Origin of the sequence: Mesorhizobium onobrychidis, from assembly GCF_024707545.1 — a bacterium.
Classification (GTDB): Bacteria; Pseudomonadota; Alphaproteobacteria; order Rhizobiales; family Rhizobiaceae; genus Mesorhizobium; species Mesorhizobium onobrychidis.
Window position 1 is genome coordinate 7,134,177 of record NZ_CP062229.1, and the last position, 21,787, is coordinate 7,155,963.

Annotated in this window: 20 protein-coding genes and 2 pseudogenes; 12 read left to right on the top strand and 10 right to left on the bottom strand. The window is 65.5% G+C overall.

From position 1 onward, the window contains the following. Positions 1-7 precede the first annotated feature (7 nt). From IHQ72_RS35175 to IHQ72_RS35220, 10 genes are all read right to left on the bottom strand, one after another. Positions 8-1,255: an SfnB family sulfur acquisition oxidoreductase gene (locus IHQ72_RS35175; RefSeq protein WP_258120389.1), complete on the bottom strand. Its 1,248-nt coding sequence runs from the start codon at positions 1,253-1,255 to the stop codon at positions 8-10. Continuing rightward, complete coding sequence (locus IHQ72_RS35180; RefSeq protein WP_258120390.1) at positions 1,252-2,040, bottom strand: ABC transporter ATP-binding protein; 789 nt, start codon at positions 2,038-2,040, stop codon at positions 1,252-1,254. The genes IHQ72_RS35175 and IHQ72_RS35180 overlap by 4 nt, the downstream gene beginning before the upstream one ends. Positions 2,041-2,104: 64 nt before the next feature. Continuing rightward, positions 2,105-3,436 (bottom strand): ABC transporter substrate-binding protein, encoded by a 1,332-nt coding sequence (locus IHQ72_RS35185; protein WP_258120391.1) that lies wholly within the window; start codon positions 3,434-3,436, stop codon positions 2,105-2,107. A gap of 49 nt (positions 3,437-3,485) precedes the next feature. Beyond that, a complete protein-coding gene (locus IHQ72_RS35190) occupies positions 3,486-4,523 on the bottom strand; it encodes a branched-chain amino acid ABC transporter permease (RefSeq protein ID WP_258120392.1) in 1,038 nt (345 codons plus the stop codon). 3 nt (positions 4,524-4,526) lie between these two features. Further along, entirely contained in the window at positions 4,527-5,423 is an 897-nt protein-coding gene (locus IHQ72_RS35195) for a branched-chain amino acid ABC transporter permease (RefSeq protein ID WP_258120402.1), read from the bottom strand. Continuing rightward, on the bottom strand, positions 5,423-6,325 hold the full coding sequence (locus IHQ72_RS35200; RefSeq protein ID WP_374120317.1) for an ABC transporter ATP-binding protein: 903 nt from the start codon (positions 6,323-6,325) through the stop codon (positions 5,423-5,425). The genes IHQ72_RS35195 and IHQ72_RS35200 overlap by 1 nt, the downstream gene beginning before the upstream one ends. 54 nt (positions 6,326-6,379) lie before the next feature. Then, entirely contained in the window at positions 6,380-7,480 is a 1,101-nt protein-coding gene (sfnG, locus tag IHQ72_RS35205) for a dimethylsulfone monooxygenase SfnG (protein ID WP_258120404.1), read from the bottom strand. Positions 7,481-7,506: 26 nt separating this feature from the next. Then, positions 7,507-8,076: an FMN reductase gene (gene msuE / locus IHQ72_RS35210; protein WP_258120405.1), complete on the bottom strand. Its 570-nt coding sequence runs from the start codon at positions 8,074-8,076 to the stop codon at positions 7,507-7,509. A gap of 664 nt (positions 8,077-8,740) precedes the next feature. Continuing rightward, positions 8,741-9,001, bottom strand: coding sequence for a hypothetical protein (locus tag IHQ72_RS35215; RefSeq protein ID WP_258120407.1), 261 nt, complete (start codon positions 8,999-9,001; stop codon positions 8,741-8,743). A 7-nt stretch (positions 9,002-9,008) separates the two neighbouring features. Further along, complete coding sequence (locus IHQ72_RS35220; RefSeq protein ID WP_027155570.1) at positions 9,009-9,254, bottom strand: hypothetical protein; 246 nt, start codon at positions 9,252-9,254, stop codon at positions 9,009-9,011. 222 nt (positions 9,255-9,476) lie between these two features. On the opposite strand from IHQ72_RS35220, the gene IHQ72_RS35225 reads away from it, so the two are divergent. The 12 genes and pseudogenes from IHQ72_RS35225 to fni all read left to right on the top strand — a co-directional run bounded on the left by IHQ72_RS35225 (position 9,477) and on the right by fni (position 21,592). Beyond that, entirely contained in the window at positions 9,477-9,824 is a 348-nt protein-coding gene (locus IHQ72_RS35225; RefSeq protein WP_258120411.1) for a hypothetical protein, read from the top strand. After that, positions 9,821-10,684 carry a sensor histidine kinase gene (locus IHQ72_RS35230; protein WP_258120412.1) on the top strand — a complete coding sequence of 288 codons (864 nt, stop codon included), beginning with the start codon at positions 9,821-9,823 and terminating at the stop codon, positions 10,682-10,684. Before IHQ72_RS35225 ends, IHQ72_RS35230 begins: the two co-directional genes overlap by 4 nt. A 575-nt stretch (positions 10,685-11,259) precedes the next feature. After that, positions 11,260-11,388: pseudogene (locus IHQ72_RS37475) on the top strand (ATP-grasp domain-containing protein); the annotation flags it as partial. A gap of 85 nt (positions 11,389-11,473) precedes the next feature. Next, the gene (locus IHQ72_RS35235; protein WP_258120417.1) at positions 11,474-12,676 is read left to right on the top strand and encodes a cytochrome P450; all 1,203 of its coding nucleotides are present in this window, start codon (positions 11,474-11,476) and stop codon (positions 12,674-12,676) included. 91 nt (positions 12,677-12,767) lie between these two features. Next, the gene (locus IHQ72_RS35240) at positions 12,768-14,060 is read left to right on the top strand and encodes a cytochrome P450 (RefSeq protein ID WP_258120418.1); all 1,293 of its coding nucleotides are present in this window, start codon (positions 12,768-12,770) and stop codon (positions 14,058-14,060) included. Between the two features lies 1 nt (position 14,061). Beyond that, entirely contained in the window at positions 14,062-14,370 is a 309-nt protein-coding gene (locus IHQ72_RS35245) for a ferredoxin (RefSeq protein ID WP_258120419.1), read from the top strand. Further along, positions 14,357-15,163, top strand: a pseudogene (locus IHQ72_RS35250) (SDR family oxidoreductase). The gene IHQ72_RS35245 and the pseudogene IHQ72_RS35250 overlap by 14 nt, the downstream one beginning before the upstream one ends. An 8-nt stretch (positions 15,164-15,171) precedes the next feature. After that, positions 15,172-16,515, top strand: a complete 1,344-nt coding sequence (locus IHQ72_RS35255) for a cytochrome P450 (protein WP_258120420.1) — start codon at positions 15,172-15,174, stop codon at positions 16,513-16,515. Between the two features lie 151 nt (positions 16,516-16,666). After that, positions 16,667-17,665, top strand: coding sequence for a polyprenyl synthetase family protein (locus IHQ72_RS35260; protein ID WP_258124053.1), 999 nt, complete (start codon positions 16,667-16,669; stop codon positions 17,663-17,665). 306 nt (positions 17,666-17,971) lie between these two features. Further along, positions 17,972-19,522: a hypothetical protein gene (locus tag IHQ72_RS35265; RefSeq protein WP_258120422.1), complete on the top strand. Its 1,551-nt coding sequence runs from the start codon at positions 17,972-17,974 to the stop codon at positions 19,520-19,522. Then, positions 19,519-20,421: a terpene synthase family protein gene (locus tag IHQ72_RS35270; RefSeq protein WP_258120424.1), complete on the top strand. Its 903-nt coding sequence runs from the start codon at positions 19,519-19,521 to the stop codon at positions 20,419-20,421. Before IHQ72_RS35265 ends, IHQ72_RS35270 begins: the two co-directional genes overlap by 4 nt. 85 nt (positions 20,422-20,506) lie before the next feature. Continuing rightward, positions 20,507-21,592 carry a type 2 isopentenyl-diphosphate Delta-isomerase gene (fni, locus tag IHQ72_RS35275; protein WP_258120425.1) on the top strand — a complete coding sequence of 362 codons (1,086 nt, stop codon included), beginning with the start codon at positions 20,507-20,509 and terminating at the stop codon, positions 21,590-21,592. The last annotated feature ends 195 nt before the right edge of the window (positions 21,593-21,787 follow it).

Consider the following 21,787-nt stretch of genomic DNA (forward strand, 5'->3'; position numbering starts at 1 on the left):
CCCGCGGTCAGCTCCAGGCATGGAACGGCGGATTGACGTCATTGAGGTAGTAATTGCCCAAGATCGCGTATTTCCAGCGCACCGGATCGTGCAGCGTGTGGGTGCGGGCGTTGCGCCAGTGCCGGTCGAGATTGTGCTCGGCCAGCGTCGAGCGTGTGCCGGCGAGCTCGAACAGCTTGTTCGTGGCATTGATGGCGATCTCGGTGGTGAGGATCTTGGATTCCGCCACAGCGATCTGCGCTTCAGCGACGGTCTTCTCGTTCGGGTCGGCGACGGCGCGATCGACGGCAAGCCCGGCCTTTTCCAGAACCGCCTCTGCCGCATTGGCGCGCAGACGAAGGTCGCCGATCGCTTGGATCGTATAAGGATCCTGCCAGGCATGATCGACGCCGCTGTCTATCCAGGCGCGCGACTTGGTGCGCACGAAATCGACCGTCTCGTCGATCGCCGCCTTGGCGATGCCGAGATCGACGGCGGCCTGGATGATCTGGAAGATGGCGCCGTCGGCCGTCGGCCGGTCGTAGCCCTTATAGCCGGGAACCAGATGCGTCTTCGGCACTTTCACGTTGTCGAGAAGAACCGTGCCTGACAACGTCGTCTTCTGGCCGAAGCTCGACCAGTCGTCGATGACCGTCAGTCCTGGCGCGCCGCGATCGGCGATGGCATACCAGGCGCGGCCCTCGTCATCGAGCGCCACGATCGGCACCAGATGGGCGAGTAGCGCGCCGCTCGAATAGAATTTCTGGCCGTGGACGACGACATGGTCACCGGCGTCGACGAACTTGGTTTCGAAGTCGGCCGCCCGCTTGGAGCCGAATTCGGAGAACGCGTTGCCGAAGCGCGTGCCGGACAACACCTCGGCGAAAAGCAGCTTCTTCTGGGCCTCGTCGGAGACGGTGCGGATGGCGGCGACGACGCCGAGATGGTTCTGCGGAATCTGACCCAGCGACGGATCGGCCGCCGAGATGATGGTGATCACTTTCGACAGCGTCACATAGGAGAGCTCCGGCCCGCCATAGGCTTTCGGCACGTTGATCGACCACAGGCCGCTCTGCGAAAACGCATCGAGCTCTTCCGTCGGCCAGAGGCGTTCACGGTCCCGCCTGGAGGCATCCTTGGCGAATTCGGCGGCCAGTTTTTCGGCGACAGCGATCGCCTCGGCGTCGGTCCTGATAACATGCGCCTTGGCTGACGGACGCTCGACCGGTGGCACGGCGCTGCGGATATCGGACGGCTGCTTCGATTGGATGGTCATGCTGCGGTCTCCTTGGGGAAATGGTCGGATGGAAGCGGCGCGCCGCCGAGATAGTAGGTCTTGATATCGGCGCGCTGGCGCAGGTCGGCAGCCGATCCTTCGAGGACGCTGACGCCGTTCTCGATCACGGTGGCGCGGTCGGCGTATTTCAGCGCGACCGCCGAATTCTGTTCGGCAACCAGCATCGAAAGGCCTTCGTCGCGGTTTAGCCGTTTCAGGGCGCTGAAGATCTCGTCGACGATCAGCGGCGCGAGCCCCATCGACGGCTCGTCCAGAACAAAGAGCTTCGGCCGCGACATCAGGCCCCGGCCGATTGCCGTCATCTGCTGCTCGCCCCCGGAAGTGAGGCCGGACCGGGTTCGCCGCCTTTCGGCGAGCCTTGGGAAAAGTGAATAGACACGGTCGAGGTCGGCCTTGACGCCGGTGCGAGAGGACGAGCGCCCGAGCGCGCCGGTGAAGAGGTTCTCTTCGACCGTCAGCGAACGGAAGCAATGCCGGCCCTCGAGGACCTGGACGAGGCCGCTGCGGACGAGCTGCGAGGGGCTTGCCCTTGAAACATCCTCGCCATCGAAGGTGATCCGACCGGCGGTAATGGCGCCGCGCTCGGCCGGGAGGAGATTGGATACGGCGCGCAGCAGCGTGGTCTTGCCGGCGCCGTTAGAGCCGAGAAGCGCGACGATCTCGCCCCTCCCAACCGACAGGTCGACGCCGTGCAGGGCGGCAATGGCGCCGTTGTAGACAGCTTCCACGCTGCTGACTGACAGTATCGGGTATTGGCTGGACATCTATGACTCCGCTGGGAAGCTGGATGGCGTGGCCGGCCAGTTTGTCGGCCGCGCCATGGCAAACTCAGTTGCTGACCACTGCGTCGGCGTCCTCGGCCGTGCGGATCTTGATGCCCTTCTCCTTGGCGTAGGCCTCGGACGACTTCTCGATGATCGGGCGCAGCAACTTCCAGTCGGGCGCGATCCAGTCGGACACGACGTCCCACTTCTTGCCGTCCCACTGCTGGAAGGTCACGTAGCCGTCACCCTCGTGATTGTCCCAGGAGACATTGATCGAGTGGAACAGATCCTTGGCACCGAGCGCCTCGACGCGCGCCGGATCGAGCTTGAGATGCTCGAAGCCCCAGCGCACTTCGTCGCCGGTCAGCGTGCGGTTGCCGAACTTGGCCTGTGCGATGCGGACCGCCTCGACGTTGAGGATGCCATTAACGATGCCTAGATTGTGGTAGACCGAGCCGATGCGGCTTTTGTCATCGAGATTGCCTTTGCCGTCGCTGTAGACCGTTTTCACGATCTCCTGGACCACCGGATACTGCTCACCCGAGGCCTGGGTGGTGATGGCCGTATAGCCCTTGGCGGCACCGCCCGCGGGGATGACGTCCTCTTCCGAATTCGACCAGACATTGCCGACAATGTGATCGGCCGGGAAGCCGGTCTTCTGCGCGGTCTTAAGCGCAACCGGATTCATCACGCCCCAGCCGCGCAGCACGACATAGTCGGGACGCTCGCGACGGATCGTCAGCCATTGTGCCTGCTGCTCGTTGCCCGGATGCGGAACCTCGATCTGCGACAGTTCGAAGCCGTATTTCTGCGCCAAAAGCTCGTAGATCGGGATCGTCTCCTTGCCGTAGGGCGAGCCGTGATAGAGCACCACAATCTTCTTGCCCTTGAGCTTGTCCAGGCTGCCTTCCTTGGAGGCGATGTAGTTCACGATTCCGGAAGTCTCGCTGTAGGGATTGAGCAGCAGCGGGAAGACGTAAGGGAACACGCGCCCGTCCGTGGTGTCGGTGCGGCCGTGATTGATGGTGATCAGCGGCACCTTGTCGTCGGTTATGCGGTCGATCATGGCGTAGGCGATGCCGACCGAAAGCGGGTTCCAGGCTGCAATATCCGGATTGCTCTTCAGCCGTTCGTAGACCTCGACGCCCTTCTCGACCTCATACTGGGTCTCGCCTTCGCTCCAGGTCAGCTTGACGCCGTTGACGCCACCGTCGCGGATGTTGATCAGGTTGAGGTAGTCGATGAAGCCGCCGAAGAAGCCGGTCCCGCCGGCGGCATAGGGGCCGACGCGATAGCTCTGCAGGGGGAAATACTGTTCGTCGGCGTGGACAGCCGTCGCGCCGAGCACGAAGGCCGTGGCGATCGCCGCTTTCTTGAGATGACTGAAGAAGGTCATGAGTTGCGTCTCCTGAGGTGTGGGTCCGTGAGAGGATGTCGAGCGGCGCTCAGCTGGACCTTGAGCCGATCCGTCGTTTCAGGCGGTCGAAGAGGGCCGACAGCCCGCTCGGTTCCGCGATGAGGAAGATGATGATGAGGGCGCCGAGCACGATGCGCTGGCTCATGTCGAGCACGCCCGAATCGAACAGGCCGCCAAACGCGAAGGCGCCGATGCGGGACAGAAGAAGCGGGAAGACGACGATGAAGGCCGCGCCCAGAAACGCACCGCGCATCGAAGCCAGCCCGCCGATGATGATGATGAACAGTATCTGGAAGGAGCGGTCGAGGTTGAAGCCGGCCGGCTCTACGGTGCGCAGATAGGTGAAGGCCCACAGCACACCGGCGACGCCGATAATGAAGGACGAGATGGCGAAGGCCAGCAGCTTGGTTCGCAGCACCGGCACGCCGATGACGTGCGCCGCCGTTTCATTATCGCGCACGGCAATGAAGTTGCGGCCGATGGCGCTGTTGACCAGCCGCCAGACGAGAGCGGTGAGCACGATGACCGTGGTGACCGAAAGCAGGTAGCGGCCGGTGGCGCCGTCGAGCGGGAATCCACCGACGATGAGATGCGGCGCCGAAATCACGCCGGATGGGTTGTAGTTGGAGAACCAGCCGAACTTGGTCAGCGCCCATTGCACGAAGAACTGGGCGGCGAGCGTCGACACGGCGAGATAGAAGCCGCGCAGCCGCAGGCTCGGCAGGCCGAACACGACGCCGATGCCGGCGGCCGAAATCCCGACCAGGATCATGGTCGCTGGCAGCGGCAGTCCGTCGAAACGCAGATTGAAATTGTAGGCAGCAAAAGCACCGACCGCCATGAAGGCGGAGGAGCCAAGCGAAAGCTGGCCGCAGTAGCCGGTGAGAAGGTTAAGGCCGACCGCCGCCAGGCTGAGTGCCAGGAACGGCAGCAGGATCGCCTCGATGAGATAGCTCGACGCATAGGCGGGGATCAGGCCGTAGCCGGCGACGACCAGCACGGCCGGCAGAGCTAATCTCTGCCAGTCGGTTGGAGGCCTTGCGGCATCGAGCGCTTGCACGGCCATCGGTCAGACCCTTTCGACGGTTTTCTGGCCAAACAGGCCGGATGGGCGCACCAGCAGCACCACCAGCGCCAGCGCATAGGCGAACCAGCCTTCGATGCCGCCGCCGACGAAGGGGCCGAGATAGACGCCAGCGAGTTTCTCGCTGGCGCCGATGATGAGGCCGCCGACGATGGCGCCGAGGATGGAATCGAAGCCGCCAAGCACCAGCACCGGCAGCGCCTTCAAAACGATCAGCGACAGAGAGAACTGGACACCGAGACGCGCACCCCACAGCAGTCCCGCGACCAGCGCCACGAACCCCGCGGCCGTCCACACCGTTCCCCATATCCGGGGCAGCCGCAGCCCGACGGCGAGCGCCGCGAACTGGTCGTCGGCGACGGCACGAAACGCCAGCCCGATCCGGGTCCAATAGAAAAATGCGCTCAAGCCCGCCACCATCGCCGCGGCAATGCCTGCGGCGAGAAGGTCAAACGACGAGATCAGGATGCCGCCGACCTCAAAGGGCGTGTCGTCTATGCCGAGATCGAGCCCGTGCACCTGCGTGCCCCACATCAGCTGGGCAGCGCCCTCGATGATGTAGGACAGGCCGAGTGTGGCCATGAACAGGGTCATCGGCGAGCGATTGACCAGCGGCCTGAGCACAGTCCGCTCGATGGTGAAGCCCAGCGCGACCATGACCGCGAAGGTGATGAGCAGCGAAAGCGCGAAGGGGATGCCGCGTTCGACGAGGCTGACAAAGGTGAGCGCTGCGAACAGCACCATCGACCCTTGCGCGAAGTTCAGCACGCCCGACGTCTTGTAGATCAGCACGAAACCTATGGCGACAAGCGAATACATGACGCCAGAGAGCAGGCCGCCGACCAGCACTTCGATGACGAAGAGGAAATCATAGTAGCTCATCAGATGTCCTCGCCATTCCCGCCCTCGGCGGTGCCGATATAGGCCCGGATCACTGCCGGATCGGCCCTGACCTCGGCCGGCGTCCCATCTGCGATCTTGCGGCCGTAGTCGAGCACGGCGACCCGGTCGGAGAGCCCCATGACCACGCCGATATCGTGCTCGATCAGGATGATGGTGACGCCGTGTCGGTCGCGCGCGGCGCGCACAAACCCGGCCATCTCAGCTTTCTCTGTCGCCGTCATGCCGGCCATCGGTTCGTCGAGCAGCAGGATCTTCGGCTCGGCGACTAGGGCGCGGGCCAGTTCGACCCGCTTCTGCAGGCCGTATGGCAACGTGGCGACCAGACGGTCGGCGACGGCCTCGAGGTGCAGAAAGGCAATTGTCTGTTCGACCTTTTCGGCGATTCCCGCATCTTCACGCCGGGCGCGTGGCAGACTGGCAATATGTTCGACAAAACTGGCGCGCCTGGTGTAGACGCGGCCGGACGCGATGTTGTCGCGCACGGAGAGACCGCCGAACAGCGCCAGGTTCTGAAAGGTTCGCGCAACGCCCAGTCGTGCCAGACGACTCGGCGGCACCTGGGAGAAGGACTGTCCGTCGATCGCAATCGTGCCGTGGTCGGCATGATAGAGGCCGCTGATGATGTTGATCAGCGAAGATTTGCCAGCGCCGTTGGGGCCGATCACCGCGCGGATCTCACCGCCTTTGACCTCGAGAGCAATGTCGCTCAGCGCCTTGACGCCGCCAAAGGAAATGCCGATCCCGCTCAGGGCCAGCATCGCATCAGCCTTTGCCGATTGGCGCGCCTGGCGCGTGTCCTCCACGGGACGGGCACCAGCAAGAATGCCGGAAATTTCGGGCGCGCGCTCGTATGCGGCGGCTCCCAGCGAAGCACCAAACATGAAACGTCCCTGATTTGAAGGAGAGCTGGCAGCGGCCCGAGGGCCGCGCCTGACCTATTCCGCGGCGACAAGTTCCCTGTCGCGAGCCACTTCCAGTTCGCGCACCAGCGGGATGACGCGCTTGCCGAAGAATTCGACCTCTTCCTGGAAATGCAGGAAGCCGAGCAGGATCAGGTCGGCGCCGGCGTCCTTGAGCTTGAGGATGCGTTCAGCGATCTGTTCCGGCGTGCCGATGAGGTTGCTGCGGAAGCCGTCATTGTATTGCACGAGATCCTCGAAGGAGGATTTCGCCCAATTGCCTTCGCCTTCCGGCGAGGCCTTGCCGGCATTCTTGACCTGATCGGCAAAACCCTGGACTGCCTCGGGATTGGCCTTGGCGATGATCTCGTCGAGCACTGCGCGCGCCTCTGCCTCGGTCTCGCGAGCGATGGCGAAGGCATTGACGCCGATCTTGACGTTGTGGCCATTGGCTTTCGCCTTGGCGCGGATGTCGTCGACCTGCTTCCGGATCTCCTCCGGCGTGTTGCCGTTGGTAAAATACCAGTCGGAGACCCGCGAAGCCATGTCGCGCGCGGCGCGCGACGAGCCGCCCTGGAAGATCTCGGGCAAGGGCTCGATCGGCTTGGGCTTCATCGAATAGTTGGTGAAGCGGTAGAAGTCGCCCTTAAGCGTGAAACTGTCTTCGGTCCAGATGCCACGCAGCGCTCGGATAAATTCCTCCGACCGGCGATAGCGCTCGTCATGGTCGAGCCAGAGTTCGCCAATGGCGGCGAACTCGCCACGGAACCAGCCGCTGACGACATTGACGGCGACGCGGCCATTGGTCAGGTGGTTGATGGTAGCGATCTGCTTGGCCGCCAGCGCAGGATTCCACGGGCCGGGCAGGATCGCCGCGATGACCTTCAGCGTTGTGGTGGCGGCAAGCAAGGCATGACTGAACGACACCGATTCGTGCTGGTTGTCGGCGCCGTAGCCGGCGGTGAAGCGTATCTGGCTCAGCGCGTAATCGAAGCCATTGGCCTCGGCGATCTGGGCGAGCTTGCGATTGTAATCGATATCCCAGCCGGTCCGCTGCTCGATGTTGGAGATGACCAGTCCGCCCGAGACGTTCGGAACCCAGTAGGCGAATTTGAGGCTGTCGGAATGCGAGGCCATGTCGTTGTTCCCTTTTTTTGATTGATTCAGCCGACGCGCGTGGCGACGGCATCGTTTGCATGACTGGAATTGAGCAAGGAGACCGCTTCAGTAGCGGCCCTCGAAATGCGCTCGATGATGGCCGCACCGGCGATCTCGCCTTCGATGAAATCGTCGGGGGCGCCGTAGACGCCGGTCGGAACGGTGACGGCACCGAAAAAGCCGAACAATGGCCGAAGCTGATGTTCGAGCACCAGGCCATGGTAAGGGCTGCCGCCGGTTGCCGCGAGCAGCACGGTCTTGCCGGTCAACGCGCGATAGTCGACGAGGTCGAACAGGTGCTTGAGGGCGCCGGTGTAGGATGCTCGATAGACAGGCGTTCCGACCACGAGCAGGTCGGCCTTCTCGACACGCTGGATGATCGCTTCTCCGGATGCACCGAGTGAGTCGCGGGATAGCCCGGCGAAAAGCGAGGGTGCCGCCTCGGTGATTTCAATCAGACCGGTGTCTGCAGGCACGCGCAACGCAACCGCCTTGACCAGCGCATTAACCACCGCCGTGGTGCGGGACGGCGTGCCTACACCGCCCGATATTCCGAGAACCGATAATCGTGCCAAGTCATCTATCTCCCACACTTTGCATGCGCCTTAGGCCAGCACCAAACCGAGTCAAACGATATTCTATGAAATCTGTAGACATAAGGTACTTTGTTCTGATGTTCTCACGTCAATGGGAAAAACGGCGCTGCTAGAAGCGGCACGCTCACCGCGTTTGATCTCAAACGGGGTTGACTTGGCAGGGGCCATAGGCATCACCCGCATTCGACTTTGGCGAAAACAGCTCCGCCGATCTGTTGGCGAGCGACTTCATCCAAGGCCGGAAGTGGTCACGGCCCGCTGATCCGCCACACGGCTTTGAACGCAATGGCGATCCCCTGCCCCACCCCGATGCAAATGGTGGAAGCGACTTCTCGGCCGGCTTCAGCTAGAGCATCGCCGTGCCGTTGATCCGTGCACCGAATATGCCGAGCGGGTCGCCAAGTGCGATCGCCGCCGTTCGGATTCACGCGGGATCGTCGTCGGCGATAGCCAGATCGCGAAGCGTCGCAGGATCCGGGAAGCCGGGCTGCCTCGAGCTCAATCACGGCGAAGTCCCCTGGCCGGACAAGTTTATTGGGCCGGGTATAAAAACGCGAAAAGGCTTTATAGGCAATCTCTTGGTGCGACAGCCAGAGCATCTACCGCTGGTGTATGTCAGGGGGTAACACGGTGTATCTCTCAGTCAAACGTCATGACAGACGTTGCGCCGATGCCGTCTAGGGTCCGCCGCGTCGAACTCAACGGCAAATCCCGCGTCGATGGCGCTTCTCGCAATGAGATCGCCAATTTGCCAATCCGTGAGTTCGCAGAGTGGAAACATCTTCCTCACGGCGCTGATCACTTCGACTATCGAGACGCTCGGATTGTCGACATGATCGATCAGGTAGCGGACAATCGCTTGCCGAACATCCAATGAATTTGGCTTCTGCAGCGGCGCGGACATTTCCGGCCTACGAATGGAGCCGTGGTTCCAGGCCATCGGCTGTTTTGGCGTCGAAGGCAACGGGCACGCCGTGCACTACGCATGCCGCCGCCAGCATCTCCTCCAACTCGTGGTTGGTGGCCTTGCAAGCCGGCATGAGTGTTCGAATGGCGCGGATCGCCTGCGCGATCGAGAGATACCGAGCCTTGCCTCTGGAAAGGACATAGGCCTCCGCTGCGCCTTCAACCGTGACTGTGTGAAAAGTGTGGCTCATCAACAGGTCCTCCCTGCCAACACTACGACTTTCGTCTAACATGCTGCGGCCTTCAAGCATATGTCTGATATCGGACAATCAGGCGGCGGCTGGGCCGAAGTGACGTTGCTCCTCGTCGCCATAGGCGCCATGTGTGAGCTTTATCATTCCGGGACGGTCGACGATTGTGTACGCGGCGCGGGCTATGTCTTTGCCTGTTGCCAGGACGGCGACACATAAGTCATGCGCAACAGCCTTTTCGTCAAGATCTACCTCACCGTACTCGTCAGCCTCGCTGCAGTGGCGATCGCCAGCGCGATCTTCGTTCACATGGACCAGGAACGCGAAAATGCCGCGTGCGACGCTTTCTACGCGGCGATGCCGCCGGCGGACTCCGACCCCGCTCTGCTGCAGGCGGCGGCCGAGCGGCTTTCGGCAGACTTCAATGCCGAGATCTCCGTCTACGGTCCGCAATGGCGGCTGCTCGCAGCGATCGGCCGGCCGATCCCCCCGCAAGAGATCGAATCTCAGCGCAGGATCCTCCCCGGCGGGCATCACCTGCTGATCAGCCGGCAGCCGGACGGAGCGTGACCGCGGCGCGGCTGCGAATGCCGTTCGGCCCGGCAGACTTTCTCGCGCTGATCGCCGCGGCGATAGGGGTTGCCGCCTTTCCAGTCGTGCGTCATCTCACACTCCGCCTTGAAGCATTGCGCCAGGGCGTCGATCGCTGGGGCGCAGGCGCTCTCGACACGTGCGTCGCCGTGCGCGGCAGCCACGAGGTGGCGGCGGTGGCGGCGAGCTTCAACCGCGCCGCCGAGCAGATCGAGCGGCTGCTTGCCGCGCATAGCTCGCTGCTTGCCAATGCCAGCCACGAGTTGCGCTCGCCGCTTGCGCGGCTGCGCATAGCGATCGACCTCAACGCCAACGAACAAAGCGGCCCGATGCGCGATGAGATTGTGCACAACCTCACCGAACTCGATGAGCTGGTGGAGGAAATCCTGCTTGCCAGCCGGCTCGACCATATCGAGAAGCTGGAGCGGGTGGATCTGCTGGCGCTAACGGCCGAGGAAGGCGCACGCTCCGGCGTCGACGTCTCAGGCGAACCTGGCGTCGTGTCGGGCGACCCGAAGCTGCTCACGCGGCTGGTTCGCAATCTCATGCAGAACGCGCAGAGACATGGCGGCCCGCCGGTTAGCGCGCATGTGGGGATCGAAGGCGGCTCGGTGGTGCTCAAGGTGTGCGATCACGGGCCGGGCCTGCCGGAAGGAACCGGTGAGCGTGTCTTCGAGCCTTCTCCCGGCCACAGGGCCGCAGCGAGACGGCCGGCGGCTGGGGCCTCGGCCTGTCGCTGGTGCGCAAAATCGCCTTGCGTCACGGCGCAACCGTGCACCACGAATCGCCATCCGGCAGGCGGCGCCTGCTTTGTCGTCACGTTTCCGGCAATATCTTGATGCTGCGGGCGCATATCCTTGTGAAAGCGGCCCCCAGGCAGGGCGGAAGGAAGAGGTATGATTAACGCACCAATTCCCGACGGGTACTGGTTGCGACGAAAAGATCAGCAGACGCGGAGGGCAGCGAACCTCGAAGGAGGACGGATTTCATGAACGATCCGGCCGTCCGTCGGCGGGAGCGCGCGAGGGCCCCGGCTGCCTGCCGCTTTGTGGAAATGAGTTTGGAGGTAGCGCTCAGCGAGGAGCCGCGCTCCGGCGCGGAGCGCAAGCTCACGGCAAGGAAGAAGAATTTAGACGCTAGCAGACTTTGATGGTAGGCACATAAGATCACACACCGATCACACCTAACTTCGCTTGAACGGGGCAAGCCTCCGACGTTCGTTGAGACGCTCTGTACGACACGTCGCTAATCAAAACGCTGCAACAGATCCTTCAAATCAATTTACAAAAGCTTTACGACCGCCAGTCGTTGACAATGTTACGTTGACCGCAAGTCTGAGGTCCGGCACGGCTAACAAAAGTGATGCCGACTACCCTCGGACCGCCGCACAGCACGCAACATCGGGTTAACAGCAATGGTAAGAAGAGCGCTCATCTTGGCTGAAGGTCATAGGGGTACTGGTCTGCTATACATCCAAGCGGCTCAGTGTCTTGGTCTTCATCCAATTACTCTGACGGCTGATCCAGATCGGTACGACTATCTGGGTGGGGCGTTCGGGCGGCCCAGCGGTTCTGTACGGACTCGTAATTGTCGTTCGACTTCCATCGCTTAGAGAGTGAAGTGCCACCATGTCCGAACAACCCTTGCCGACGCTGCCGATGTGGCGGGTCGATCACATCGAGCCCTCGCCCGAGATGTTGGCGCTACGCGCCAACGGTCCGATCCACCGCGTGCGCTTCCCGTCCGGGCACGAAGGCTGGTGGGTGACAGGCTACGACGAGGCCAAGGCGGTGCTGTCCGACGCGGCGTTCCGCCCCGCGGGAATGCCGCCGGCGGCATTCACCCCGGATTCTGTGATGCTCGGTTCGCCGGGGTGGCTGGTCTCGCACGAGGGGGGCGAGCATGCCCGGTTACGCACGATCGTCGCCCCGGCCTTCAGCAACCGCAGGGTGGAGCTGCTCGCGCAGCAGCTCGAAGCGATCGCCGCGCAGTTGTTCGAGACGCTGGCGGCCCAGCCCCAGCCCGCCGACCTGCGGCGCCACCTCTCCTTTCCGCTTCCGGCCATGGTCATCAGCGCGCTGATGGGCGTGCTCTACGAGGATCACGCCTTTTTCGCCGGGCTGTCCGACGAGGTGATGACGCATCAGCATGAATGCGGCCCGCGCAGCGCGTCGCGCGTGGCCTGGGAAGAACTGCGCGCCTACATTCGCGGCAAGATGCGGGACAAGCGCCAGGATCCGGGCGACAACCTGCTGACCGATCTGCTCGCGGCGGTCGACCAGGGCAAGGCGACCGAGGAAGAGGCGATCGGGCTGGCGGCGGGTATGCTGGTGGCGGGGCACGAGAGCACTGCCGCCCAGATCGAATTCGGCCTGCTGGCCATGTTCCGCCATCCCCAACAGCGCGAACGCCTGGTCGGCGATCCATCCCTGGTGGACAAGGCGGTGGAGGAAATCCTGCGCATGTACCCGCCGGGCGCGGGCTGGGACGGCATCATGCGCTATCCAAGGACCGACGTGACTATTGCGGGCGTGCATATTCCCGCGGAGAGCAAGGTGCTGGTCGGCCTGCCGGCGACGTCCTTCGATCCGCGCCATTTCAAAGACCCGGAAATCTTCGACATCGGACGCGAAGAAAACCCGCACCTGACGTTCTCCCACGGGCCCCACTACTGCATGGGCTTGGCGCTGGCCAGGCTGGAACTCAAGGTGGTGTTCGGTTCGATCTTCCAGCGCTTTCCCGCGCTGCGCCTGGCGGTGGCGCCCGAAGAACTGAAGTTGCGCAAGGAGATCATCACTGGCGGGTTCGAGGAGCTCCCGGTGCTCTGGTGATGCGTTGACGCCGCCGGAAATCGCAATTTTCTCCGCATTTACCCTCGCGCCTGGCGCGCCGGTCAGATCAGCCAGCCAAGAGGTAACCAAGATGGACGTGCAAGAAACCACGGCAGCATGCCGGGACGCCTTCGCCGAACTGGCGTCGCCAGCGTGCATCCACGACCCGTATCCGTTTATGCGGTGGTTACGCGAGCACGATCCGGTGCATCGCGCGGCCTCGGGTCTCTTTCTGTTGAGCCGCCACGCCGATATCTACTGGGCGCTGGAGGCCACGGGCGATGCGTTTCGGGGACCGGCGCCGGGCGAACTGGCGCGCTATTTCCCGCGTGCGGCCACCAGCCTGTCGCTCAATCTGATGGCGTCCACGATAGCGATGAAGGACCCACCGACGCATACGCGTCTGCGCCGGCTGATCTCTCGTGATTTTACCATGCGCCAGATCGACAGCCTGCGGCCGAGCATCGCGCGCATCGTCGCAGCGCGCCTGGACGGCATGGCGCCCGCGCTGGAGCGCGGGGAGGCGGTGGACCTGCATCGGGAATTCGCGCTGGCCTTGCCCATGCTGGTCTTCGCCGAACTGTTCGGTATGCCCCAGGACGACATGTTCGGGCTCGCCGCCGGCATCGGCGCCATTCTGGAAGGCCTGAGCCCGCACGCCAGCGATGCCCAGCTCGCCGCGGCGGACGCGGGCAGCGCCAGGGTGCAGGCCTACTTCGGCGACCTCATACAGCGCAAGCGCACCGATCCCCGCCACGACATCGTGTCGATGCTGGTCGGCGCACACGACGACGATGCCGACACGCTGTCGGATGTGGAGTTGATCAGCATGCTGTGGGGCATGCTGTTGGGCGGCTTCACCACCACTGCTGCGACCATCGACCATGCGGTCCTGGCGATGCTGGCGTATCCCGAACAGCGGCACTGGCTGCAGGGAGAGGCCGTGGGGGTGAAGGCATTCGTCGAAGAAGTCCTGCGCTGCGACGCGCCCGCCATGTTCAGCGCCACTCCGCGTATCGCCCAGCGCGACATCGAACTGGGCGGCGTCGTGATCCCGAAGAACGCGGACGTGCGCGTGCTGATCGCGGCCGGCAATCGCGACCCGGACGCCTTCGCCGATCCCGACCGCTTCGATCCCGCCCGGTTCTACGGGACCAGTCCCGGCATGTCGACCGACGGGAAGATCATGCTTAGCTTCGGCCACGGCATCCACTTCTGCCCCGGTGCGCAACTGGCCCGGGTGGAGTTGGCCGAGAGCCTGCCGCGGATCCTCGCGCGCTTCCCCACGCTGGCATTGGCCGAGCAGCCGACCCGGGAGCCCTCCGCGTTCCTTAGGACGTTCCGCGCGCTGCCGGTGCGGCTGCATGCGCATGCGGGGGGCTGAGATGCGTGTCGTGGTCGACCAGGATCTGTGCGGAACCACCGGGCAGTGCGTGCTGACGCTGCCGAGCACATTTCGCCAGCGCGAACGGGACGGCGTAGCCGAAGTGTGCGTGGCGACGGTGCCGCAGGCGTTGCATGCCGCCGTGCGGCTGGCGGCCAGCCAGTGCCCGGTCGCCGCCATTCGGGTCATAGAAAGCGACGCTGGCGATGACGAGCGCACCAGCGCCGACCCTGCGCCTTCTCCGGCGGAGCCCGGGCGGCATGCCGCGAAAGACCAACGCAATCCAGGAGGACACGATGGGACGGTCTGAAGGCAAGGTGGCCGTGGTGACCGGCGCCGGCGCCGGCATCGGCAAGGCATGTGCCCTCGCCATCGCGGCCGAGGGCGGCAGAGTGGTGGTGGCCGACATTGATGGCTCGGCGGGCATCGCCTGCACCGCGCAGATCGCGGCCGAAGCGTGGCCACGCGCTGGCTCTAGCCAAGGACATCGCCGATGCGCAGGCGGTGGCAGCGCTGTTCGAGAGGGCGGAGCGGCACTTCGGTCGGGTCGACCTGCTGGTGAACAACGCGAGCGCCATGCATCTGACCCGCACGACCGCGCGATCCTGGGCCTGGACCTGGCGGTCTGGGATCAGACCATGGCGACTAATCTGAGCTCGCCCGCGGCGGTGGCGCGATCGTCAACATATCGTCGTGCCAGGGGCTCAGCGGTGACACCGCGCAGACGTCCTACGCCGCGTCGAAGGCGGCGATGAACATGCTGTCGGCCTCGCTCGCCACCCAGTACGGTCGTGCGCAGATCCGCCGCAACGCGGTTGCGCCGGGTCTCATCATGACCGAGCGTCTCCTCGCCAAACTGGACGAGTGCATGCAACGGCATCTGCGCCGGCACCAGCTCCTGCGGCGCGTCGGCCGCCCCAAGAACGTGGCCGCGCAGGTGACGTTCCTGCTCTTCGATGATGCTGCGTTCATCGCCGGCCAGGTCGTGTGCATCGGACGGCGGCATGCTGGCGCATGTGCCGACGTACGCCGACGGTGGCAACAACCGCGCCGCGCGGCCTGCCGGCGACACCCCCGGAGCGGCCGCGGCGCCGCGCTGCTGATGGAGCTGATGGACATGCTGCTCAACCCGCTGAACCGTCGCCACAGGCTGCGGCACGACATCCCGGTCGTGCCCGGCGCTTTCCCCCTGGTCGGGCATCTTCCCGCCATCGTCTGCGACCTGCCGCGCCTGCTGCGGCGCGCGGAACGGACGCTGGGCAGCCATTTCTGGCTGGATTTCGGCCCTGCCGGACACCTGATGACCTGCGTGGATCCGGACGCGTTCGCACTGCTTCGGCACAAGGACGTGTCCTCGGCGCTGATCGCAGGGATCGCGCCAGAATTGCTCGGCGGAACGTTGGTCGCCCAGGACGGCAGCGCGCACCGGCAGGCGCGCGATGCGATCAAGGCGGCGTTCCTGCCCAAGGGGCTGACCCAGGCCGGCATCGGCGACCTGTTCGAGCCCGTCATCCGGGCGCGGGTGCAGGCGTGGCGCGACCGCGGGGACGTAACCATCCTGCGCGAAACCGGCGACCTGATGCTAAAGCTCATCTTCAGCCTCATGGGAATCCCGGCGCAGGACCTGCCGGGATGGCATCGCAAGTACCGGCAACTGGTGAGGTTGATCGTCGCGCCCCCGATCGACCTGCCCGGACTGCCCTTGCGGCGCGGCCGCGCCGCTCGCGACTGGATCAACGCGCAGTTGCGCCAGTTCGTCCGCGACGCGCGCGCGCATGCCGCGCGCACCGGGTTGATCAAGGACATGGTGAGCGCCTTCGATCGCAGCGACGATGCGCTCTCCGATGAGGTCCTGGTCGCCAATATCCGCTTGCTGCTGCTTGGCGGTCACGAGACCACCGCCTCGACGATGGCCTGGATGGTGATCGAGCTGGCGCGACAGCCTGTGCTGTGGGACGCCCTGGTCGAAGAGGCGCAACGCGTGGGCGCGGTGCCGACCCGGCACGCGGACCTGGCGCAGTGTCCGGTCGCCGAGGCGCTGTTCCGCGAGACGCTTCGTCTGCATCCGGCGGTCACGCTCCTGCCGCGTCGCGCGCTGCAGGAATTGCAACTCGGCCAACGGCGCATTCCCGCGGGCACCCATCTGTGCATCCCGCTGCTGCATTTCTCGACCTCGGCGCTGCTGCACGAGGCGCCTGATCAGTTCAGCTTGGCGCGGTGGCTGCAACGCACGGAGCCGATCCGGTCGGTGGACATGCTGCAGTTCGGTACCGGCCCACACGTCTGCATTGGCTACCACCTGGTATGGCTGGAACTGGTGCAGTTCTGCATCGCCTTGGCGCTGACCATGCACAAGGCCGGGGTGCGGCCGCGGTTGCTGAGCGACGTCGAAAAAGGCCGGCGCTATTACCCGACCGCAAATCCGTCCATGACAATCCGCATCGGATTCTCATGAACTGGTCTCGCATGCGTGTGGCGAGGCAGCGGCGCCAGCGACGCGCGGCATTGCTGCACTGGGCACGCGCGCTCGGTGCCACGCCGGCAACACCGCGGCGGCTCGCCGCTCGCCGTGGCCGTCTCCTGTCAGGTACACGGACATGAACAACATGCAGGCCGGTTCCACGCTACACGACGACCGAACTGGCGTTTCCGCGCTCGGCGAATTAGGCGCGCAGGCGCGCGGCGCATCCGGCAGGCTGCTGCCGGAGATCTGGATGCAGGACGGCGCAAAGCGGGTCGAACAGGCGTTGGCGCGCCTTCTCTGCGCCGAAGACGAAGGTGAGACCGAGCTGATGGCGGCGATGCGCTACGCCACCTTGCATGGCGGGAAGCGCACCCGCGCCTTGCTCTGTCTAGCTGCCGGCGCGCTGGCCGACACACCCGCGCACATGCTGGACGACGTCGGCGCCGCTATCGAGATGATTCACGCCTGTACCCTGGTCCATGACGACCTGCCCGCGATGGACAACGACGTGCTTCGCCGCGGCCTTCCGACCGTGCACGTCAAGTTCGGCGAAGCCACTGCGATCCTGGTCGGCGATGCGCTGCAGGCGCACGCCTTCCTGACCCTGGCGAGCCTGGATGCGCCGGGCGACAACCGTATCGCGCTCGTGCGCGAACTGGCGCAGGCGGTGTCCGCAAACGGTGCCGCAGGCGGGCAGGCCATCGATCTGTCGCTGGTTGGAAAGCACGTCGAGCTGGACAGGATCGTGGCGATGCACCGGATGAAGAGCGGAGCGCTGGTGCGCGCGTCCGTTCGCATGGGCGCGCTATGCGCCATCCCGGGGGATGCCGCGCACGCTGCGCTGTACTGTGCGCTCGATCGCTACAGCGCCTGTTTCGGCCTGACGCTGCAGGTGGTCGACGACATTCTCGACGCGACAGCGGATACCGCGACGCTGGGTAAAACCCCCGGCAAGGACGCGGCGGCGCAGAAGCCGACCTGCGCGTCGATCATGGGGCTGCAGGCAGCGCGCCAGTTCGCGCTGGATCTGTTGCGCGACGCCGGGGAGGCCATCGCCCCGCTGGGGTCGCGTGCGGAACGGTTGAGGCAGATGCTGCAGCGGGCCAACGCGTATCTGTTCCAGCACGCGCCATGCGCATGAGCGCGCCCGTCCGCATGGAGTCGCCCCCGTGCCGCTGCGATCGGCCGGCGGCAGCGGTGCATGCTGCACTCGTCCGAGTCCGCGGCGCCGACCGCAGCGGTTGCCCAGCAGTCCGCGGCGCGCGCGGCGCGCTGCGCGCAAGCCTATGCGGCGGACCGGCGCCAGCATCGGGGCGCGTCGCCGCGCCGGGAACAGGGCGGCCGTCCGGCGCTGCACATGTGCCGGGCCGCGACGGGCCTGCGGCGACGTGCGCGGCGGCTGCCCGATCCTGGTTCTCGTCAACCGCCTGCAGAAGGAACATCCCGCGTGAACGCGCTGTCCGAACAGATCCTTTCCGAATTGCGCCACTTGCTGGGCGAGATGAGCGACGGCGGCAGCGTCGGTCCGTCCGTCTACGACACGGCGCGAGCTCTGCAGTTCCACGGCACCGTCACCGGACGGCAGGACGCATACGCGTGGCTCATTGCGCAGCAACAGGCCGATGGCGGATGGGGAAGCGCGGACTTCCCGCTGTTCCGCCATGCGCCGACGTGGGCGGCGTTGCTGGCATTGCAGCGTGCCGATCCTCTTCCCGGCGCTGCCGATGCGGTCCAGGCTGCAACCCGGTTCCTCGAGCGCCAGCCCGATCCCTACGCGCATGCGGTGCCGGAAGACGCACCGATCGGCGCGGAGCTGATCCTGCCGCAGTTGTGCGGCGAGGCCGCATCATTGCTGGGCGGCGTGGCGTTTCCGCGCCACCAGGCGCTGTTGCCGTTGCGGCAAGCGCGCCTGGTCAAGCTGGGGGCGGTGGCGACCTTGCCGAGCGGCCATCCGTTGCTGCACTCCTGGGAAGCCTGGGGGACGTCGCCGACCACCGCATGCCCGGATGACGACGGCAGCATCGGCATCAGTCCCGCGGCCACCGTCGCGTGGCGTGCGCACGCCGTGACACAGGGGAGCACGCCGCAGGTCGCGCGCGCGGACGCGTATCTGCAGGCGGCATCGCGGGCGACGCGCAGCGGCATCGAAGGTGTCGTTCCCAACGTCTGGCCGATCAATGTGTTCGAGCCATGCTGGTCGCTGTACACCCTGCATCTGGCCGGGCTGTTCGCGCATCCCGCACTCGCCGAGGCGGTGCGCGTGATCGTCGCGCAGCTCGACGCCCGTCTGGGCGTGCGCGGTCTGGGCCCGGCCTTGCACTTCGCGGCCGATGCGGACGACACCGCTGTTGCGATGTGCGTCCTGCGCCTTGCAGGCCGCGACCCGACGGTCGATGCGTTGCACCAATTTGAAATCGGCGAGCTGTTCGTCACCTTCCCCGGCGAGCGCAACGCCTCGGTGTCGACCAACATCCATGCCCTGCATGCGTTGCGACTGTTGGGTAAGCCCGCCGCCGGCACCAGCGCTTACGTCGAGGCCAATCGCAACTCACACGGTCGATGGGACAATGAAAAATGGCACGTTTCGTGGCTGTATCCCACCGCGCATGCGGTCGCTGCGCTGGCGCAAGGCAAGCCCCAGTGGCGCGACGAGCGCGCGCTGGCGGCGCTGCTGCAGGCGCAGCGCGACGACGGCGGCTGGGGCGCCGGTCGCGCACCCACATTCGAGGAAACCGCCTATGCGCTGTTCGCGTTGCACGTGATGGACGGGAGCGAAGAGCCGACGGGGCGCCGGCGCATCGCGCAGGCGGTGGCGCGTGCGCTGGAGTGGATGCTCGCCCGTCATGCGGCGCATGCATTGCCGCAGACGCCGCTGTGGATCGGCAAGGAACTGTATTGCCCCATCCGGGTCGTGCGCGTGGCCGAACTCGCCGGGTTGTGGCTGGCGCTTCGTTGGGGGCGGCGCGTCCTGGCCGAGGGAGCAGGAGCGGAGCCATGATCCAGACCGAACGCGCGCTGCAGAAGGTGCTGGAGTGGGGGCGTTCCCTGACCGGGTTCGCCGACGAGCATGCCGTGGAAGCGGTCAGGGGCGGCCAGTACATCCTGCGGCGCATCCACCCGAGCCTGCGCGACATCAGCGCCCGCACCGGCCGCGATCCGCAGGACGAAACGCTGATCGTGGCGTTCTATCGCGAACTGGCGCTGCTGTTCTGGCTCGACGATTGCAACGACCTTGGCCTGATCGCGCCGGAGCAGCTCGCCGCGGTGGAGCAGGCGCTGGGGCACGGCGTGCCGTGCGTGCTCCCCGGATTCGAGGGCTGCGCTGTGCTGCGCGCTTCGCTGGCCGCGCTCGCCTACGATCGTCGCGACTATGCTCAGCTTCTCGACGATACCCGGTGCTACTGCGCGGCGCTGCGCGCGGGACACGCGCAGCCGGCAGGGGCGGAACGCTGGTCCTACGCCGAGTACCTGCACAACGGCATCGATTCGATCGCCTACGCGAATGTGTTCTGTTGCCTGTCGTTGCTGTGGGGGCTGGACATGGCGACCTTGCGCGCGCGTCCGGCGTTTCGCCAGGTCCTGCGGCTCATCTCCGCGATAGGGCGCCTGCAGAACGATCTGCATGGACGCGACAAGGACAGGTCGGCCGGCGAGGCCGACAACGCGGCGATCCTGCTGCTGCAGCGCTATCCGGCTATGGCTGTGATGGAGTTCCTCAAAGACGAGCTGGCCGGCCATACGCGCATGCTGCACCGGGTGATGGCGGAAGAACGCTTTCCCGCGCCGTGGGCACCGTTGATCGAGGCCATGGCGGCCATCCGCGCGCAGTACTACCAGACCTCGACCAGCCGCTACCGCAGCGACGCTGCGGGGGAAGGCCAGCGTGCGCCGGCCTGAACGCGCCGGAGGCGGCGGCGTGCGCGCGCTGCCGTTGGTCCGATCCGACGCAACGCCGTCGCCCGATGCGACGGATGGAGCGAGCATGACCGACACCGCCCTGAGCGGGCGCAAGGACGACCATCTGGACATCGTGCTGGATCGGCGAACGGCGCCGGCCACGGTCGCCGCCGGCTGGGAGTACATCCGTTTCGAACACTGCGCATTGCCCGAGTTGGACCTGACGCAGATCGACCTGCGCGCCTCGCTGCTGGGCAAGACCATGCGCGCGCCGCTGCTGATCAGCTCCATGACCGGCGGCATGCCACGCGCCGAGGCCATCAACCGGCATCTGAGCGAGGCAGCGCAAGCCTTAGGGATCGCCATGTGCGTCGGTTCGCAGCGCGTGAGCCTGCAATCCCGCAACTCCCAGGGGCTGACGCGCGCGCTGCGCCGCCTGGCCCCAGACATTCCCTTGCTGGCCAATATCGGCGCCGCGCAACTGCGCGAGGCCGACGGCCTGGACCTGGCGCGCCGGGCGGTTGATGCGCTGGAGGCCGATGGACTCATCGTCCATCTCAATCCGCTGCAGGAAGCGGTACAGCCGGAGGGCGACAGCGACTGGCGCGGCGTCCTGGCGCAGATCGCTCGCGCCGCGCGCAGCGTGGGCGTGCCGATCGTGGCCAAGGAAGTGGGGGCGGGCCTGTCCGCCTCGGTGGCCTGTGCGCTCGTCGAGGCGGGCGTGGCGGTGATCGATGTCGCTGGCGCCGGCGGCACCTGTTGGGCCGCGGTGGAAGGCGAGCGCGCCCGCGATGCCGCCGACCGTGCAGTGGCGATGGCGTTCGCAGATTGGGGGATTCCGACCCCGGCCAGCGTGCAGGCGGTACGTCGGGCGCTGCCGACGGTGAAGCTGATCGCGTCGGGCGGGATCCGCGACGGCGTCGACGTGGCCAAGGCCATCCGCCTGGGCGCGGACATCGCCGGGCAGGCGGCCGGCGTGCTGCGCGCGGGGACGGTGTCCACCGAGGCGGTTGTCGCGCATTTCGAGATCGTCATCCGCCAGTTGGCCGTCGCCTGCTTCTGCACCGGCTCGGCTGATCTGGCGGCATTGCGTAAGGCGCGTTTGTTGCCCTCGGCGCATGTGACCGCCGGTCGATGCCGGCGTCGCCCGCACGTGGCGGCGGGCGGCTAACAGGGAGAAACCGGACGAAGTCCCGGTCGGCATCAGGACCGTTGACGAGGCTGGTGCCCAGGTCGGTGACATCGCTGAATGCCCCGACCTCCATGGCGAGGCCCCTTCGGGGAACATTCTGGCTTTCGCCTGCGCGACCGGTCTGCTCGTCGTCACGCATGGAGACAGCGCGCCGGACATCCGCCATCTGCCCTA